Raw genomic sequence first — 15152 nt, 5'->3', positions numbered from 1 at the left:
GCAAACGCCTTTGCGCTCGCGGGCGAACGCGCGGTCGATGGGGGTGCTCTCGGGCGTCGTCGACACCGACCGCCGAGTCATCGTGCTCGCGCTCGCCCGGATGGTCGGCGCCGCCGGCAACTCCTTCCTCATCGTCGTCCTGCCGCTGTACATCGCGAGCGACCTGATCGACATCGAGTCGCTCCTCGGGACGGCGGTCGGCGTCGGCGCGGCGTCGGTGACCCTGACCGAGCCGCTGCTGATCGGGCTCGTGCTCTCGCTGTTCGGCTTCCTCAACAGCCTCTCCCAGCCACTCACGGGACGGCTCTCGGACCGGACGGGCGTGCGACGCCCGTTCGTGTTGGCCGGTATCGCCCTCCTCGGGACCGCCAGCGGGCTCTACACGGTCGCGGACGCCTACTGGCAGCTGATCGCGCTCCGCGCGGCCCAGGGGCTCGGCGCGGCGCTCATCATCCCGGCGACGGTCGCGCTTGTCAACGAGTACGCCGCGAGCGACGCCGACCGCGGCGGCAACTTCGGCGTGTACAACACCTTTCGACTGATCGGGTTCGGCTTCGGACCGGTCCTCGCCGGCGCCGTCGTCGAGCGCGGCCCGTACGACCTCTCAGCGGTCGGGCTCCCGGTCCTCGACGGGTTCGACGCCGCGTTCGTCGCGGCCTGCGCCGGCGCGTACCTCAGCTTCGCCCTCGTCTTCCTCCTCGTGCGCGACGCCGCCGAGTCGAGCGAGGCGAGCGACGACCTCTCGATCCGCGTCCGGGGCGAGGGGCGCCTGCTCGACCCGGTGTTCGCGCTCGGGCTGGCGACGGTCGCGATGGGGATCTGTATCGCGCTGTTCGCGACCCTTCAGAACCAAGTGAACGTCCGGCTCGACCAGCCGCCCGTGTGGTTCGGGCTCCAGTTCGGTGCGGTGACGGTCGCGAACGTCCTGTTCCAGGTTCCCATCGGTCAGGCGAGCGACCGGATCGGGCGACGGCCCTTCCTCTTGGCCGGGTTCGTGCTGCTCGCTCCCACGACCCTCCTGCAGGGGATCGTCACCGACCCCGTGATAATGACGCTCGTCCGGCTGGGCCAGGGGATCGCCGTCGCGTGCGTGTTCGCGCCGTCGCTGGCGCTTGCCGGGGACCTCGCGCGGGAGGGCGAGTCCGGCACGACGCTGTCGGTGCTCACGATGGGGTTCGGATTCGGGGTCGCGATCGGCCCGCTGGCGTCCGGCTGGCTCGTCGGCTTCGGCTTCGTCGTCCCCTTCGCGGTCGGCGCCGCGCTCGCCGTCGTCGCGCTCGCGTGCGTCGCGACGCAGGTCGAGGAGACGCTCGGGGCGGATGAGGGCGTCGCTGACGCCGCCGCGGCGGACTGAGCGTGGACGCCGTAGCCCTCGACTGATCCTTATAAGTCTCCGACGGGCGAACCGGCGGTCGTGTCCCGCGACCGCGTCCACTGCGTCGACTGCCGGGAGCCGATCCCGAGCGACGCGCGGATATGTCCCCACTGCGAGACCGTCCAACCGTCTCCGCTCCTCGACGTCGGCGTCGTCGTCGCCGGCGTGTTCGCGTTCGTCTTCGGGGGCATCCTCGCGCTGATGACGCTGGGAACGACCCGCATGCTCGGGCTCGGGCTGATCGTGGCCGGGTTCGGCCTCGCCGTCGGCGGCTACACGCGGTACATCGATCGACAGGCCGGGCGTCGAGGGCGGTGAGTGCGTCAGGCCGTCCCGCTCCGCCGACGCTCCCGCCTCGCGACCTTTTAAGTCGGATCGGAATGCACGTGGAGACATGATCACGCCACTCTCCGCCGGGCTCGTCGTCGCGGGGCTGCTCCTCGCGTTCGTCGGGGCCGCGGTCTCCGTCTACGCCGTCACGCTGACCGGGGTCCTCGTCGGCGCCGGTGCGGGCTACGTCGCCGCGCCGAACCTCGCCGGGCTGATCGCGGTCGACGGGCTGGTGCTGACCGCTGCGGCCGCCGGGCTCGGCGCCGCGGTGGGCGGCTTCCTCGCGTACGCCGGGCTCTCCTTCGCGGTCGTCGCCATCGGCGGGCTCGTCGGCGGCTTCGCCGGGCGGTTCGCGGTCGGGCCGATGTACGCGGCCGACGCCGCCGGGATGGAGGGGACCCTCCTCCTCGTCGGCGCGACGCTGGCGGGCGTCGCGGTCGGCGCGCTGTTCGGGTTCGTGCTGAGCCGGACGACGCTCGTCGTCTCGACGGCCTTCATCGGCGCGGCGTTCGCGTCGCGGTCGATCACCCCCGCGACGCTCGAGGCGGCCGCCTCGGAGACCACGGTCGAGCCGCTGCTGTTCGACGTGACCGGTCCCGCGTTCCTCGCCGTGTTCGCGCTCGGCGCGCTCTCTCAGCTCGGTCTCTTCAGGTTCGGCTACGTGACGAAGCTCGTCGGCCTGCTCCCCGGCGCGCGCCGGTGGACCGCGAGCAACGACACGGACGGCGAAGGCGCCGAAGGGACCTGATAGCGGCTACTCGTACTCGTAAAAGCCCTTCCCCGTCTTCTTGCCGAGGTCGCCGGCCTCCACCTTCCGCCTCACGAGGTACGCCGGCTTGTAGCGGTCACCGAGCTCGTCGTGAAGGGTCTCGCTGGCGTCTAACACCACGTCGAGCCCGATGTGGTCGGCGAGTTCGAGCGGGCCCATCGGGACGTTGGTCCCGAGCCTCATCCCCCGGTCGATGTCCTCCCTGTCGGCGACGCCCTCGTCGTACGCGCGGACGCCCTCGTTGATCCACGGCATCAGGATGCGGTTCGTGACGAAGCCGGGCTTGTCGTCGGCCTCCCACGTCTCCTTACCGAGGTCCTCGGCGAACGCGTGCGCGAAGTCGACGACGGCGGCCGCGGTGCGCTCCCCCACGACGACCTCCACGCCGTCCATGATCGGCACCGGGTTCATGAAGTGGAGCCCGACCACGTCGCCCGCGCGGTCGGTGGCGCTCGCGATGCTCGTGATCGACAGCGTCGAGGTGTTGGTCGCGAGGACCACGTCGTCGTCGGTCACGTCGTCGAGGTCGGCGAAGACCTCCCGCTTCACGTCGAGGTCCTCGACCGCGGCCTCGACGACCACGTCCGCGGCGGCGAGGGCGCCGAGGTCGGTGGTGCCCTCGATCCGGTCGCGGATCGCCGCCGGCTCCTCGTCGAGTCGGCCCTTCCCGCCGAGCCGGGCGAGGCTGTCGTCGATGTCACCGAGCCCGCGCTCGACGTATTCGGTCTCGATGTCGCGCATCACGACCTCGTAGCCGGCGGTCGCGGCGACCTGCGCGATCCCGTTGCCCATCGTGCCGGCCCCCACCACGCCGACGACGCCGATGTCGGATAGCTCCCGCATGCGAGACGCTGTCGCGGCGGCGGGGGTAAGTATTGCGGCTCCGAGGGTGGCGGTCCGCGATCCGATTCGACGCCCCCGGTAATTAACTATCCGAGTAGTAAGTATGAGTGCGATAGATGTGCCGAAGATACGGGAGAAACGGGCTGACACAGTCGTATTCGTTTCTTTACGTCCGCCGGAACGACCATAGTGTTTTTTACGGATGTAACGGGAGTACGAACTGATGCTTCCCCACGCTGACGACGCCATCTCGCGAGACGGCAAGTCGCTGATCCTCGCATACGACCACGGGCTCGAACACGGTCCGGTCGACTTCGATCCGAACCCGTCGACAGCCGACCCGGAGCGGCTGTTCGAGCTCGCCACCCACGACGCGGTCACCGCGCTGGCCGTACAGAAGGGGGTCGCCGAGGCGTACTACCCCGACTACGAGGAGGACGTGAACCTCCTGTTGAAGCTGAACGGCACCTCGAATCTCTGGATGGGCGAGCCCGACAGCCCCGTCAACTGCTCGGCCGAGTACGCCGCCGGGCTCGGCGCCGACGCCGTCGGGTTCACCCTCTACGGCGGCTCGAACTACGAGGTCGAGATGGCCGAGGAGTTCCGCGAGGCGCAGGAGGGCGCCCGCGAGCACGACATGGGCGTCGTCATGTGGTCGTACCCGCGCGGACAGGGCGTCAAAAACGACACGAGCCCCGATACCATCTCGTACGCGGCCCGGCTCGGGCTGGAGCTCGGCGCCGACGTGGTGAAGGTGAAGTACCCCGGCTCCGCCGAGGCGATGGGCGAGGCCGTCAGGATGGCGGGCCCCACGAAGGTCGTGATGTCCGGCGGGACGATGCGCGACGACAGGGCGTTCCTCCGGAACGTCGCGAACGCCATCGACGCGGGCGCGACCGGGCTCGCGGTCGGCCGGAACGTCTTCCAGCGCGACGAGCCCGAGCGCATCCTCGACGCGCTCGAAGCCGTGGTCTTCGACGAGGTCGACCCGGCGGAGGCGCTGGCGATCGCCGAGAGCGCCGACTGATGGCCGACCCGGACCCCGCCGCCGACGGGGGCGATCCGCCCGAGAGCGACCCGATCGTCGAGGCGATCTTCGACGCGGTCGCGGCCACGGCGCCCGAGATCCGCGCCGCGCTCCCCGGTCGACGCGTCGAGAGCGGGACCGACAACCCCTCCGGCGAGTCGGTGTTGGCCGGCGACCTCTACGCCGACGAGCTGCTCGCGGACGCGCTGACCGCGGTCGAGGGCGTCGGCTCGTTCGTCAGCGAGGAGCGCGAGGCCGCCGTCGACGCCGGGGGCGCGGTCGGCGAGGGCGCGTACGCGGTCGCGATCGACCCCCTTGACGGCTCCTCGAACCTCCGGTCGAACAACGCCATGGGGACCGTCGTCGGCGTGTACGACGCCCCGCTTCCCGCCACCGGACGCGACCTCGTCGCCGCCGGCTACGTGCTGTACGGCCCGATCACGACGATGGTCGTCGCCGACGCCGACGGCGTCCGCGAGGAGGTGGTGACGGAATCGGAACGCGGGTCGGTCGACCGCTCGATCGTCGAGGGCGACCTGCGGCTCCCCGACGACCCCCTCGTCTACGGCTTCGGCGGGCGCGTCCCGGACTGGCCCGACGACTTCACCGCCTACGCCCGCGAGGTCGAAGACGAGCTGAAGCTCCGATACGGCGGCGCCATGGTCGGCGACGTGAACCAGGTGCTCACCTACGGGGGCATCTTCGCGTACCCCGCCCTCGTCGACGCGCCCGACGGGAAGCTCCGGCTCTCGTTCGAGGCGAACCCGATCGCCTACATCGTCGAGCGGGCCGGCGGGGCGGCCACCGACGGCGAGGTCGACATCCTCGACGTCGAACCCGAGGGCGTCCACGACCGCGTCCCCCTCTACGTCGGCAACGAGAGACTCGTCGAGCGGCTGAAGGCGGCGCTGGACTGATCTCGCTGTTCGCGACCCTTCCTGCGGCCGACCTCTCTGCGCCGGGGAGACGTGCATGGAAAACTGTTTAGGATCTACCGCAAATCTTGCGCCCATGAAAGTCCACGTCGGCGCGGCGGCGACGCCGGAGGAGGCCGAGGCGATCGCGAAGTCGCTCGCCGAGCACCTCGGCGTCGACGTCGACGTCCACGTCGGGGAGAGCGCGGAGCCCGCCGCGAGCGCGGAGCCCCCCGAGGTCGAGTACCCCCTCGACGACGACCTCGGGCCCACCGACCGCGAGCGCGCCCTCAAAGCCGAGATCGACGACATCCTCGACGGCGGGCCGGAAAAGTACCGCGACCGCCTCCCCGAGCAGGGGAAGCTGTTCGTCCGCGACCGGCTCGACCTCTGGTTCGGCGGCGAGGGCGGGACCCGCGGCGCGGGCGACGCGAGCGCCGCGGAGGGCGGCCCGGCCGGGATCCACTTCGAGGACGGGAAGTTCGCCGCGTTCGACGACTGGCACCCGAACGCGCCCGGGCGGGCCGGGCGGGGCGGAGACGATGGAGACGCGGACGGCGAGGGCGACGAGGACGGCGAGGGCGACGAGGACGGCGAGGGCGACGGGTCCGAGGAGACGAGCGACCGCCTCCCCGGCGACGGCCTGCTCACCGGCGCGGCCGAGTTCGAGGGGCGCGACGTGCACTTCATGGCCAACGACTTCACCGTGAAGGCGGGGTCGATGGCGGCGAAGGGCGTCGAGAAGTTCCTCCGGATGCAGCAGCGCGCGCTGAAGACGGGGAACCCCGTGCTCTACCTGATGGACTCCTCCGGCGGGCGGATCGACCAGCAGACCGGCTTCTTCGCCAACCGCGAGGGGATCGGGAAGTACTACTACAACCACTCGATGCTGTCGGGGGCGGTGCCGCAGATCTGCGTCCTCTACGGCCCCTGTATCGCCGGCGCCGCCTACACGCCCGTCTTCGCCGACTTCACCGTGATGGTCGAGAGGATGTCCGCGATGGCGATCGCCTCGCCGCGGATGGTGAAGATGGTCACCGGCGAGGAGATCGAGCTGGACGAGCTGGGCGGCCCCCGCGTTCACGCCGAGGAGTCCGGCTCCGCCGACCTGGTCGCCCGCGACGAGGAGCACGCCCGCGAGCTCGTCGCCGGCCTGATCGGCTACCTCCCCGACGAGGCCGGCGAGAAGCCCCCGAAGCGAGAGACGAAACCCCCCAAATACTCGCCCGACGGCATCGACGAGCTGATCCCCGAGTCGCCGAACCGCCCCTACGACGTGCGCGACCTGCTCGACCGGATCGCCGACGCCGAGTCGGTGTTCGAGCTGAAGGAGGGGTACGGCGCGGAGATACTCACCGCGTTCTGCCGGATCGACGGCCGCCCCGTCGGCGTCGTCGCCAACGACCCCGCGGTCCGATCGGGAGCCATCTTCCCGGACGCGGCCGAGAAGGCCGCCGAGTTCATCTGGACCTGCGACGCCTACGAGATCCCCCTGCTGTACCTCTGTGACACGCCCGGCTTCATGGCCGGCTCACAGGTCGAGACGGACGCGATCTTGGAGAAGGGGAAGAAGATGATCTACGCCACCTCCTCGGCGACGGTCCCGAAACAGACCGTCGTCGTCCGGAAGGCGTACGGCGCGGGGATCTACGCGATGGGCGGGCCCGCCTACGACCCCGAGAGCGTGATCGGGCTCCCCTCCGGCGAGATCGCGATCATGGGGCCGGAGGCCGCGATCAACGCGGTGTACGCCCGGAAGCTCGCCGGGATCGACGACCCGGAGGAGCGCGCCGAGACCGAGGCGCGCCTGCGCGAGGAGTACCGCGAGGACATCGACGTCCACCGGATGGCGAGCGAGGTCGTCATCGACGAGATCGTCCCGCCCTCGACGCTCCGGGAGGAGCTGGCCGCCCGCTTCGCGTTCTACGAGGACGTGGAGAAGGACCTGCCGGACAAGAAACACGGGACGGTGTTGTAACCGTGATCGACGTCGGCGTCAAGGCCCCCGACTTCATCGCGCCCGCGGTCGCCGGCGGGCGGGCGACCGAGTTGGAGCTGTTCCGGCTCGTCGACCGACACGAGGCCGTCGTCTGCTGTTTCGCCCCCGCGAACTTCGTCCCGACCTGCACCGCCGCCTTCGCCGCGGTCCGCGACGCGGGCTGGCACGACCGCGACGACCTCGCCGTCGTCGCGCTCACCGACGACTCGCTGTACGCGGGGTTCGCGTACGCCGATCGGTTCGATCTCCCCTTCCCGATCGTCTCCGACTTCCACGGGGGGATCGCGGAGTCGTACGACCTGCTCGCGGAGTCGTGGGAGGGCCACTCGGACATCCCGCGCCGGGCCGTCGTCGCGATCGACGGCGACTGGACGGTGCGGTTCGCCGAGGCGACGACCGACGCGCTCGACAGACTGACGCCCTCCCCGGTCCAGAACGCGACCGCGGCGCTCCGCGAGATCGGCGTCGACGTCGACCGCCCGCGAGTGAACTACGACGGGCCGTGGTGAACGGGCCGTAGTGAACGGGGCGTGGTGAACGGGCGCGGTGGAGGCCGCGGGGCCGTTACTGCTCGATCCCGTACACGTCGTCCGTCCAGTCGCGGGCGGGCGTGTCGTACACCGGTTCGTCGCGGTCGCGCTCGTCGAGCCGCCGCCGGTCGGCCGGGTCGAGCTCCCAGTCGAGGTCGGCGTTGGCCCGGACGTTGTCGGGGGTCGACGACCGCGGCAGCGCGACCACGCCGTTGTCGAGCGCCCACCGGAGCACGACCTGCGCGGGGTGGGTGTCGTATTTCTCGGCGAGCTCGGCGACGACCTCGTCGCCGAACACGTCCGTCCGCGCGAGCGGCGCCGCCGCCTCGATCACGGTGTCGGACTCTCGGCAGTAGTCGACGAGGTCGGGGCGCTGGAACCACGGGTGGTACTCGATCTGGTTCACCGCGATCGGCACGTCCGAGACGTGGTGCGCGCAGCTCAGCTGGTAGGCGCTGAAGTTCGAGACGCCCACGTCGCGCACGAGCCCGCGATCGCGGAGCTCCGCCATCGCCCGGAGCGTCTCGCGCAGCGAGATCGCGGGGTTCGGCCAGTGGACGAGGTACAGGTCGAGGTAGTCGGTGCCGAGCCGGTCGAGCGACGCCTCGCACGACTCGATCACCGACTCGTAGTTGAGGTTCTTGGCGAGCACCTTCGAGGTGAGGAACACGTCGTCGCGGTCGACGTCGCTCGCCGCGAGCGCGTCGCCGATGGCCGCCTCGTTGCGGTACCCCTCGGCGGTGTCGATGTGCGCGTAGCCGGCGTCGAGCGCCGCGCGGACGCTCTCGGCCGTCTGATCTCCGAGATCGTACGTGCCCAGTCCGAGCGCCGGTAGCTCGGCCCCGCTCGGGAGGGTTTTCGTTGGAACGGTCACACGCCACGGGTTCGGCGGATCGCCGATTGAAAGTATCGGTCGGGGAAGGCCGCGGAGCAAACGCTACTCGGGTAGTCCGTGCGCAAAATGCACCGGCCGAGACTCCCCGCGAGCAGCGCGAGCGGGAGTCAGGGCGGTGTCTCTTTGAGCGGAGCGAGAAGATGCACCGGCCGAGATTTGAACGAGGGAAAGACGGTCGGCTCGCTACGCTCGCCGCTGCGTCTTTCTGAGTTCAAATCGCTCGGTGATTTCTCTCACTACGTTCGAGAAGATGNCTACGCTCGCCGCTGCGTCTTTCTGAGTTCAAATCGCTCGGTGATTTCTCTCACTACGTTCGAGAAGATGCACCGGCCGAGATTTGAACTCGGGTTGCAACCATGGCAAGGTTGCGTGATACCACTACACTACCGGTGCGTGCTTCGCATCTTCACATAGCCCGAGTCGGAGATATAAGGGTTCCGAACGACAGTCGACGTGGCACCGCCACCCGTCGCTCTCGCCGCCGGAAGCGTCATCGGCCTCGCGACCGAGACGCACACGGGACGACCTCCATGACGAGCCACCTCGCCCCCGTCGCCGATCGACGCAGCGTGCTCCGAGCGACCGGCGGCCTCGCCGCCCTGTCGACCGCCGGCTGTCTCGGCGAAGGGGGCGACGACGGCCCGGCCGACGGCGGTGACGGCGACGGTGGCGCCGACGGCGCCGACGGCGCGGACGCCCCGCCCGCCGACGGTGGCGACGTCGAGTACGCCGTCGAGCGCGTCGCTGAGGGGTTCGAACACCCGTGGGGGCTCGCGTTCCTCCCGGACGACGGCCGCCTCCTCGTGACGGAACGCACCGGTCGGCTCTCGCTCGTCGACCCCGAGGACGGATCTCGCTCGACCGTCGAGGGCGCCCCGGCGGTCCACGCGGCCGGGCAGGGCGGGCTGCTCGACGTCGCGGTCCACCCCGACTACCCGGCCGACGCGCGCGTGTACCTCGTACGCGGCGACCACCGAGGACTCGCCCGCCGACGGGAGCGGCGCGACGACGCACGTCGGCGCCGGACGGCTCGACCCGAACGCCCCGGCGCTGTCGGGCTTCGAGGCGCTCTTCGTCGCCGAGCCGTTCCGCGGAACGGACCTGCACTTCGGCTCGCGGGCGACGTTCGGTCCCGACGGCGCGCTGTTCGTCACGGTCGGCGACCGGCGCGACACCGAGTTCGGCCCCGACCACGTCTCGCAGGATCGGTCGAACGAACTGGGGTCGACGCTCCGGCTGACCCCGGACGGCGACGCCCACTCCGACAACCCGTTCGTCGACGAACGGGGCGCGTCGGACGCGATCTACAGCTACGGCCATCGGAACCCGCAGGCGATGGCGGTGCGCTCCGAGACGGGAGCGATCTGGCAGTGCAAGCACGGCGAGGAGGACGGCGACGAGGTCAACGTGATCGAGCGCGGCGGCAACTACGGCTGGCCGGTCGCCAGCGAGGCGTGTCGCTACGGGACCGACGACCCCGTCGCGCCGGGCCACGACGAGCGGGACGACGCAGTCGCCCCGGTCCACTACTGGCCGTGCGGTTCCGGCGGGTTCCCGCCGAGCGGCGCCGTCTTCTACGACGGCGACGCCTTCCCCGAGTGGCGCGGCGACCTCTTCGCGGGGACGCTCGCCGGACAGTATCTCGGTCGGTTCACGGTCGAGGGCGCGGGCGTCGCCGACGCCGCGGTGACCGAGCGCGAACCTCTCCTCGTCGACCGCGGCTGGCGCATGCGCGCGATCGCGGTCGACCAGACCACGGGCCACCTCTACGTCGCGGTCGACGACGCCGACGCCCCGGTCGTGCGGATCGTTCCCGAATGAGGGCGGGAGCGATTCGCACCGATCTACTCAAACGAATTACCGTAAGGAACGTTACAAAAACGTCATACAGATTATCATTAAGGCCGGTCCGCCCCACGTATCTCGTATGCGACCTGACACGGAACGGCCGTCACGCGGTGCACCGAACCCCGTCCCCGGCGCCGACGCGAGCGACATCGCGTCGGGAGCGGCGCTGCTGCTCGCGGCGACGTTCGGCCTCGCCGTCGCAGTCACGTATCCGACTGCGATCGCCGTCGCCGTCACGGCGGCGATCGTCGTTCGCTACGGCCCGAAACCGCTCGCCGACCGACTCCGGCGTGCGGCGCGCGAACGGGAAGTGAACCGGGTCTGTGTGCCCCGGACGAACGTCTGTCTCGAAGCGTGACCGCCGCCGGGCGCCGGCGACGGCAGGCGTACAGTCGCTGACCGGAATCGCGTGCCCTCACGAGCACGACGGGGGACCTCCGGCCCGAACCGGACCGTGCGATCGACTCTCTCGATCCGCGGCCGAAAACCCCCGCCAGACCCCGTGTGAACGCGCCACAGTGCGAAATCGGTACCGCTACCCTTTTAGGCCGCCGTCCGAAATCGAGGGGTACAGTCTCGCCACGATGCGTACCGAAGACGGACTCACGATCTGCATTCCGTCTTCGGTCGTCCGGGAGGCCGAGGACGCTCGCGAGGCGACTCGCAAACTCGGCTACGTCGCCCGTGCGGCGGCGGTGTTCCGGGCGGATCGACTGGTCGTCTTCCCCGACGGGGAAGGCGAGCGGCGACGGGGCGGCGAGTACGTTCGGACCGTGCTGGGGTACGCCGCGACCCCTCCGGGGCTCCGCAAGGACCTCTGGGGGGAGCGCGACGAACTCCGGTACGCCGGCGTGCTCCCGCCGCTCCGCGTGCCGTGGCGGACCGGCTCGACCCCTAGCGGGGAAGAGTCGAAAACACAGGGACTCGTGACCGAGGTCGGACCTGAAGGCCGCGTCCGGGTCAATTCCCCGCTGCGGGAACACCCGATCTCCCTGCTCGTTCCCTCCGGAATGGAGGTCGAGCAGGGGGAGCGCGTCACCATCAGGGTCTCTTCGAGAGAACCGGTCCGCGCCCGCATCACCGGGAAGCCGGAGGACGGTTTCCAGGTCGTGGAAGCGGACCTGTCGGAAGCGCTCGCCGGCGACGGCTTGGCCGTCGCGACGTCGCGACACGGGGAGGAACTCTCCGTCTCGCGGCTTGGCACCATCGTCTCGGACGCGCGGGAGGCCGGCGGGTACACCGTCGCCTTCGGCTCGCCCGAGCGAGGGCTTCCGGAGATGCTCGGGCTCTCGCCCGACGGCATTCGGGCGGCTGTCGCCGACGGCCGCTCGGTCGAACCCGATCCGGGGTTCGACCTCTGGCTGAACACGATCCCGGCACAGGCGAGCGAGGTCGTCCGGACGGAGGAGGCTCTGTTCGTGACTCTCGGCTCGCTCACACTCACGGAGTAAACACATGCCACAACCAAGCCGACCACGAAAAGGCTCGCTGGGCTACGGCCCGCGTACCCGCGCAGACCGAGAGGTCCCGCGCATTCGATCGTGGCCAGACGACGACGGAGCCCCCGCACTGCAGGGGTTCGCCGGCTACAAGGCCGGAATGACGCACGTCGTTATGGTCAACGACGAGGCCAACTCGCCGCGTGAAGGGATGGAAGAGTCCGTTCCCGTCACCGTCGTCGAGACGCCGCCGATGTACGCGGTGGCCCTGCGCGCCTACGAACAGACGCCGTACGGAAAGAAGCCGGTCGAAGAGGTCTGGGCGACCGAGTTCCACGAGGAGCTCGACCGCGCGCTCGACCTCCCGGCGGAAGACACCTTCGAGGAGGACGCTGACGAGCTGCGCGCGCTGCTCGACGAGGACGCCGTCGACGACGTCCGCGTCATCACGCACACCGTCCCCTCGGAGCTCTCGAATGTACCCAAGAAGAAGCCCGACATCATGGAGACCCGAGTCGGCGGCGGCTCCCTCGAGGAGCGCGTCGACTTCGGGCTCGACCTCGTCGCGGAGGGCGGCGCCCACGAGTTCGGCGACGTCTTCCGCGCGGGGCAGTACACCGACGTGTCGGGCATCACGAAGGGGAAGGGGACCCAGGGTCCCGTCAAGCGCTGGGGCGTTCAAAAGCGGAAGGGCAAACACGCCCGCCAGGGATGGCGGCGCCGGATCGGCAACCTCGGTCCGTGGAACCCCTCCCGCGTGCGCTCCACCGTCCCCCAGCAGGGGCAGACCGGCTACCACCAGCGCACCGAGCTCAACAAGCGCCTCATCGACTTCGGCGAGGGCGACGACGCCTCCGTCGACGGCGGCTTCGTCAACTACGGCGAGGTCGACGGCGACTACGCGCTCATCAAGGGCTCGCTGCCCGGTCCGGACAAGCGCCTGCTTCGGTTCCGCCCGGCCATCCGGCCGAACGACCAGCCGCGCCTCGACCCCGAGGTCCGGTACGTATCCACCGCATCCAACCAGGGATAATCCATGAACGCAACAGTACACGACCTGGACGGCGGGGACGCGGGCAGCGTCGAGCTGCCGGCGATCTTCAAGACCGCGTTCCGACCGGACCTCATCGGTCGGGCGGTCTCCGCCGCACAGGCTAACCGGAAGCAGGCCTACGGTGCCGACGAGTTCGCCGGGCTGCGAACCCCCGCGGAGTCGTTCGGCTCCGGGCGAGGGCTCGCACACATCCCGCGCTCCGAGAACGTCGCCCGACGCGTCCCGAACGCCGTTTCGGGCCGCGCCGCGCACCCGCCGAAGGCCGAGAAGGACCAGACGAAGAGCCTCAACGACAAGGAACGACAGCTCGCGATTCGGTCGGCCATCGCAGCCACCGCCGACGCCGAGCTCGTCGCCGAACGCGGTCACGCGTTCGACGAGGACCTCGATCTCCCGCTCGTCGTGAGCGACGAGTTCGAGGACCTCAAGAAGACCCAGGAGGCCCTGGGCGTGCTCGAGGCCGTCGGTGTCGACGCCGACATCGAGCGCGCCGAGGAGGGTCGCTCCGTCCGAGCCGGCCGCGGGAAGACCCGCGGTCGCAAGTACAGCCAGCCGAAGTCGGTGCTCGTCGTCACCAGCGAGGAGCCGTCCCGCGCCGCCCGCAACCTGTCGGGCGTCGACGTCGCGACCGCGCGAGAGGTCAACGCCGAGGACCTCGCGCCGGGCGCGCACCCGGGCCGACTCACGCTGTGGACCGAGAGCGCCGTTGAGGAGGTGGCCGACCGATGAACTCCATCATCGAGCACCCGATCGTCACCGAGCAGGCGATGAACGAGATGGACTTCAAGAACAAGCTGCTGTTCCTCGTCGACATCGACGCGACCAAACCCGAGGTCCGCGAGGAAGTGCAGGACCGGTACGACGTCTCCGTCGTCGACGTGAACACGCAGGTGACCCCGCAGGGCGCGAAGAAGGCCACTGTCACGCTCTCCGACGACGACGACGCGACCGAGATCGCATCGCGCATCGGGGTGTTCTGATATGGGACGACGAATCCAAGGACAGCGGCGTGGACGCGGCGGCCCGACGTTCCGGGCCCCGTCCCACCGCTACAAGGCGGAACTGTCGCACAAGAAGCTCGAAGACGTCGACACGATCACCGGCGAGATCGTCGGGATCGAACACGACCCCGCTCGCTCGGCTCCGCTCGCGGAGATCGAGTTCGAGGACGACGACCGTCGGCTCGTGCTCGCGCCGGAAGGCGTGCGCGTGGGCGAGACGATTCAGGTCGGCGTCTCCGCGGAGATCAAGCCCGGGAACACGCTCCCGCTGGCGGAGATCCCCGAGGGCGTCCCGGTCTGTAACGTCGAGAGCAACCGCGGGGACGGCGGGAAGTTCGCGCGCGCCTCCGGCGTGTCGGCGACGCTTCTCACCCACGACCGCGACGTCGCGGTCGTCCAGCTCCCCAGCGGCGAAGTGAAGCGGCTCGACCCGCAGTGCCGCGCCACGATCGGCGTGGTCGCAGGCGGCGGTCGGACGGAGAAACCCTTCGTCAAGGCCGGTAACAAACACCACAAGATGAAAGCGCGCGGGACCAAATACCCGCGCGTGCGCGGCGTCGCGATGAACGCCGTCGACCACCCCTTCGGCGGCGGTGGTCGCCAACACCCCGGCCAGCCGAAATCGGTCTCGCGGGACGCCCCGCCGGGACGGAAGGTCGGTGACATCGCATCCAAGCGCACCGGACGAGGTGGCAACAAATGAGTTCAGACTACCGAACCGGCCGCGAGGGCAAGGAGTTCGCCTACCGCGGTCACTCGCTCGACGAGCTGCAGGAGATGGACGTAGAGGAAGTCGCGGAACTGCTCCCCGCACGCCAGCGGCGAAGCATCGTTCGCGGCCTCGGCACCGAACAGCAGAAGCTGTTGGAGACGGTCCGGAGCCGCGACAAGGAGACGACGGCGGACGACCCGATCCGGACGCATCTGCGCGACATGCCGGTGCTGCCGGAGTTCGTCGGCGTCACCTTCTCCGTGTACAACGGACACAGCTTCGAGCGCGTGCAGGTCGAGCCCGAGATGATCGGTCATTACCTCGGCGAGTTCCACCTGACTCGAAGCACCGTCGAACACGGCCAGGCCGGCATCGGCGCGACCCGGTCCTCGAAGTTCGTGCCCCTCAAGTAACCC

16 protein-coding genes, 1 tRNA gene and 1 pseudogene are annotated in these 15152 nt (G+C 70.0%); 15 read left to right on the top strand and 3 right to left on the bottom strand.

Features of this window, described 5'->3' with window-relative positions; translation table 11 throughout:
• Window positions 1–37 precede the first annotated feature (37 nt).
• The 3 genes from C471_RS06480 to C471_RS06470 all read left to right on the top strand — a co-directional run bounded on the left by C471_RS06480 (window position 38) and on the right by C471_RS06470 (window position 2453).
• Window positions 38–1354: an MFS transporter gene (locus C471_RS06480; RefSeq protein WP_004047249.1), complete on the top strand. Its 1317-nt coding sequence runs from the start codon at window positions 38–40 to the stop codon at window positions 1352–1354.
• A gap of 60 nt (window positions 1355–1414) precedes the next feature.
• On the top strand, window positions 1415–1693 hold the full coding sequence (locus tag C471_RS06475; RefSeq protein WP_004047247.1) for a zinc ribbon domain-containing protein: 279 nt from the start codon (window positions 1415–1417) through the stop codon (window positions 1691–1693).
• A 76-nt stretch (window positions 1694–1769) separates the two neighbouring features.
• Window positions 1770–2453, top strand: a complete 684-nt coding sequence (locus C471_RS06470; RefSeq protein WP_004047246.1) for a hypothetical protein — start codon at window positions 1770–1772, stop codon at window positions 2451–2453.
• 6 nt (window positions 2454–2459) lie between these two features.
• Here the strand turns inward: C471_RS06470 and C471_RS06465 are convergent, their stop codons facing one another.
• Complete coding sequence (locus C471_RS06465) at window positions 2460–3317, bottom strand: 3-hydroxyacyl-CoA dehydrogenase family protein (protein ID WP_004047244.1); 858 nt, start codon at window positions 3315–3317, stop codon at window positions 2460–2462.
• A 223-nt stretch (window positions 3318–3540) separates the two neighbouring features.
• Between C471_RS06465 and C471_RS06460 the strand changes: the two genes are divergently transcribed.
• The 4 genes from C471_RS06460 to C471_RS06445 all read left to right on the top strand — a co-directional run bounded on the left by C471_RS06460 (window position 3541) and on the right by C471_RS06445 (window position 7766).
• Entirely contained in the window at window positions 3541–4344 is an 804-nt protein-coding gene (locus C471_RS06460) for a class I fructose-bisphosphate aldolase (RefSeq protein ID WP_004047243.1), read from the top strand.
• On the top strand, window positions 4344–5261 hold the full coding sequence (locus C471_RS06455; RefSeq protein WP_004047241.1) for a class 1 fructose-bisphosphatase: 918 nt from the start codon (window positions 4344–4346) through the stop codon (window positions 5259–5261). Before C471_RS06460 ends, C471_RS06455 begins: the two co-directional genes overlap by 1 nt.
• Before the next feature lie 94 nt (window positions 5262–5355).
• Entirely contained in the window at window positions 5356–7236 is a 1881-nt protein-coding gene (locus tag C471_RS06450; RefSeq protein WP_004047239.1) for an acyl-CoA carboxylase subunit beta, read from the top strand.
• Between the two features lie 2 nt (window positions 7237–7238).
• Window positions 7239–7766, top strand: a complete 528-nt coding sequence (locus C471_RS06445; RefSeq protein WP_004047236.1) for a redoxin domain-containing protein — start codon at window positions 7239–7241, stop codon at window positions 7764–7766.
• A 55-nt stretch (window positions 7767–7821) separates the two neighbouring features.
• Here the strand turns inward: C471_RS06445 and C471_RS06440 are convergent, their stop codons facing one another.
• Window positions 7822–8661: an aldo/keto reductase gene (locus C471_RS06440; protein ID WP_004047234.1), complete on the bottom strand. Its 840-nt coding sequence runs from the start codon at window positions 8659–8661 to the stop codon at window positions 7822–7824.
• A 343-nt stretch (window positions 8662–9004) separates the two neighbouring features.
• Window positions 9005–9075: transfer RNA gene (locus tag C471_RS06435), tRNA-Gly, on the bottom strand.
• 137 nt (window positions 9076–9212) lie between these two features.
• Between C471_RS06435 and C471_RS06430 the strand changes: the two are divergent.
• The 8 genes and pseudogenes from C471_RS06430 to C471_RS06395 all read left to right on the top strand — a co-directional run bounded on the left by C471_RS06430 (window position 9213) and on the right by C471_RS06395 (window position 15149).
• Window positions 9213–10503 (top strand): annotated as a pseudogene (locus C471_RS06430) (PQQ-dependent sugar dehydrogenase).
• Window positions 10504–10609: 106 nt separating this feature from the next.
• The gene (locus C471_RS06425; protein ID WP_049909050.1) at window positions 10610–10888 is read left to right on the top strand and encodes a hypothetical protein; all 279 of its coding nucleotides are present in this window, start codon (window positions 10610–10612) and stop codon (window positions 10886–10888) included.
• A 226-nt stretch (window positions 10889–11114) separates the two neighbouring features.
• Window positions 11115–11981, top strand: a complete 867-nt coding sequence (locus C471_RS06420) for a putative RNA uridine N3 methyltransferase (RefSeq protein WP_004047231.1) — start codon at window positions 11115–11117, stop codon at window positions 11979–11981.
• A gap of 4 nt (window positions 11982–11985) precedes the next feature.
• Window positions 11986–13002, top strand: coding sequence for a 50S ribosomal protein L3 (locus C471_RS06415; RefSeq protein WP_004047230.1), 1017 nt, complete (start codon window positions 11986–11988; stop codon window positions 13000–13002).
• Window positions 13003–13005: 3 nt separating this feature from the next.
• On the top strand, window positions 13006–13752 hold the full coding sequence (rpl4p, locus tag C471_RS06410) for a 50S ribosomal protein L4 (RefSeq protein WP_004047229.1): 747 nt from the start codon (window positions 13006–13008) through the stop codon (window positions 13750–13752).
• Window positions 13749–14003: a 50S ribosomal protein L23 gene (locus C471_RS06405; RefSeq protein ID WP_004047228.1), complete on the top strand. Its 255-nt coding sequence runs from the start codon at window positions 13749–13751 to the stop codon at window positions 14001–14003. Before rpl4p ends, C471_RS06405 begins: the two co-directional genes overlap by 4 nt.
• 1 nt (window position 14004) lies before the next feature.
• On the top strand, window positions 14005–14727 hold the full coding sequence (locus C471_RS06400) for a 50S ribosomal protein L2 (protein ID WP_004047227.1): 723 nt from the start codon (window positions 14005–14007) through the stop codon (window positions 14725–14727).
• Window positions 14724–15149, top strand: coding sequence for a 30S ribosomal protein S19 (locus C471_RS06395; protein ID WP_004047226.1), 426 nt, complete (start codon window positions 14724–14726; stop codon window positions 15147–15149). Before C471_RS06400 ends, C471_RS06395 begins: the two co-directional genes overlap by 4 nt.
• Window positions 15150–15152 lie beyond the last annotated feature (3 nt).

Source organism: Halorubrum saccharovorum DSM 1137 (genome assembly GCF_000337915.1).
Taxonomy (GTDB): Archaea; Halobacteriota; Halobacteria; order Halobacteriales; family Haloferacaceae; genus Halorubrum; species Halorubrum saccharovorum.
This window is presented reverse-complemented; position numbering and strand designations above follow the sequence as displayed.

Bases quoted from the DNA above. Each gene is read 5' to 3' on its own strand.
- C471_RS06470 (WP_004047246.1), top strand. From the start codon at position 1,770: ATGATCACGCCACTCTCCGCCGGGCTCGTCGTCGCGGGGCTGCTCCTC.
- C471_RS06415 (WP_004047230.1), top strand. From the start codon at position 11,986: ATGCCACAACCAAGCCGACCACGAAAAGGCTCGCTGGGCTACGGCCCG.
- rpl4p (WP_004047229.1), top strand. From the start codon at position 13,006: ATGAACGCAACAGTACACGACCTGGACGGCGGGGACGCGGGCAGCGTC.
- C471_RS06405 (WP_004047228.1), top strand. From the start codon at position 13,749: ATGAACTCCATCATCGAGCACCCGATCGTCACCGAGCAGGCGATGAAC.
- C471_RS06480 (WP_004047249.1), top strand. From the start codon at position 38: ATGGGGGTGCTCTCGGGCGTCGTCGACACCGACCGCCGAGTCATCGTG.
- C471_RS06420 (WP_004047231.1), top strand. From the start codon at position 11,115: ATGCGTACCGAAGACGGACTCACGATCTGCATTCCGTCTTCGGTCGTC.
- C471_RS06465 (WP_004047244.1), bottom strand. From the start codon at position 3,317: ATGCGGGAGCTATCCGACATCGGCGTCGTCGGCGTGGTGGGGGCCGGC.
- C471_RS06450 (WP_004047239.1), top strand. From the start codon at position 5,356: ATGAAAGTCCACGTCGGCGCGGCGGCGACGCCGGAGGAGGCCGAGGCG.
- C471_RS06455 (WP_004047241.1), top strand. From the start codon at position 4,344: ATGGCCGACCCGGACCCCGCCGCCGACGGGGGCGATCCGCCCGAGAGC.
- C471_RS06425 (WP_049909050.1), top strand. From the start codon at position 10,610: ATGCGACCTGACACGGAACGGCCGTCACGCGGTGCACCGAACCCCGTC.
- C471_RS06460 (WP_004047243.1), top strand. From the start codon at position 3,541: ATGCTTCCCCACGCTGACGACGCCATCTCGCGAGACGGCAAGTCGCTG.
- C471_RS06400 (WP_004047227.1), top strand. From the start codon at position 14,005: ATGGGACGACGAATCCAAGGACAGCGGCGTGGACGCGGCGGCCCGACG.
- C471_RS06395 (WP_004047226.1), top strand. From the start codon at position 14,724: ATGAGTTCAGACTACCGAACCGGCCGCGAGGGCAAGGAGTTCGCCTAC.